1 protein-coding gene is annotated in these 1532 nt (G+C 64.2%); it reads right to left on the bottom strand.

The genetic code is table 11. From position 1 onward, the window contains the following. Window positions 1-1494: acyltransferase domain-containing protein (locus tag ABZ420_RS35975; RefSeq protein ID WP_357132679.1), on the bottom strand; the 1494-nt coding region annotated here is incomplete at its 3' end. Window positions 1495-1532 lie beyond the last annotated feature (38 nt).

The raw sequence follows: 1532 nt of genomic DNA, 5'->3' as shown, positions 1-1532 counted from the left end.
GAACGCATAACTGGGAAGCTCCACCCGCGCAGGACGAACAGAACCGAACCATCGACCCCAATCAACCCCCACACCACACACAAACGCCTCAGCCAACGAAGCGGTGAACCGTGCAAAGGTTCCTTCTCCACGCCGCAGAGAACCCAGAACCGCACAGTCGCCGATACCGCCGGCCTCGACGGTCGCCTGTATCGCGGCCGTCAACACCGGATGCGAACTCACCTCGATGAACGCCCGGCATCCCTGCCCCAGCAGAACATTCGTCGTGTCCTCGAACAACACGGTCTGACGCAGGCTGCGATACCAGTACTCGGCAGTCAACGCTGTCGTATCGAGCAGATCACCGGTGACGGTGGAGTAGACGGGAACCGTGCTCGAGCGTGGTCGGATCGACCCCAAGGCCTCGAGCACCGTGCCGCGGATCGACTCCATCTGGGCCGAGTGCGAGGCATAGTCCACCGGAATCTTGCGGGCGTGTACTCCGTCGGCTTCCAAGGATTCCAGTAGTTCGGTGAGTGCGGACACTTCACCGGACACCACCACCGAACCGGGCCCGTTCAACGCCGCTATCGACAGAGCCTCGCCCCATCGGGCGATACGTGCGGTGAGGTCTTGCACGGGCAGGGAAACAGCGACCATTCCGCCCTGACCCGACACTTCGAGCAGAGCCTTGCTGCGCAGCGCCACCACCCGCGCCGCATCATCGAGACCCAACGCTCCCGCAACATACGCGGCCGCGATCTCACCCTGTGAGTGCCCCACCACCATCGACGGTTCCACACCGTAGGACCGCCACAACGCGGCCAGCGACACCATCACCGCAAACGAGACCGGCTGAACCACATCGACACGATCCAACGACACTGCACCCGGCACCTGCCGCAGAACATCTTCCACCGACCAGTCCACATACCGGGCGAGCGCGGCTGCACACGCACCCAGCTCCTCGGCGAACACAGGAGACGAGTCCAACAACTCGGCTCCCATACCGGCCCATTGCGCTCCCTGACCGGGAAAGACGAAAGCCACCTTCCCCCGACGAGCCTGTCCCGCAACGACACCCGCCGCCTCCCCACCACCGGCGAGGGACTCCAGCCCGGCCAGCAGATCCGACCGATCCGCCCCCAGTACCGCAGCCCGATACTCGAAAACAGCCCGATCATTGACCAACGCGTGTGCCACAGCACCCAGATCCAGCTCCGGATCATCCTCCAGGAACGACAGCAAACGCTGTGCCTGCGCCTCCAGCCCCTCCCGGGTCTTCGCCGAAATCACCAACGGCACCGACGCATCCACCACAGCAGCAGCCGCTTTGGGCTGTCCCTCGCCCTCACCTTCGAGAACCGACACCACTGGTGGTGCCTGCTCGAGAACGACATGCGCATTCGTACCCGACAGGCCGAACGAGGAGACTGCTGCTCGTCGGGTTCGGCCGTTTTCGCTCCACGCAGCGGGTTTGCTCAGCAGCCGGATCGCACCGGTGGACCAGTCCACGTGTGTGGTCGGGGTTTCCGCATGCAGGGTCTGAGGCA

The organism is Nocardia sp. NPDC005745, from assembly GCF_040630775.1.
Taxonomy (GTDB): domain Bacteria; phylum Actinomycetota; class Actinomycetes; order Mycobacteriales; family Mycobacteriaceae; genus Nocardia.
This window is presented reverse-complemented; position numbering and strand designations above follow the sequence as displayed.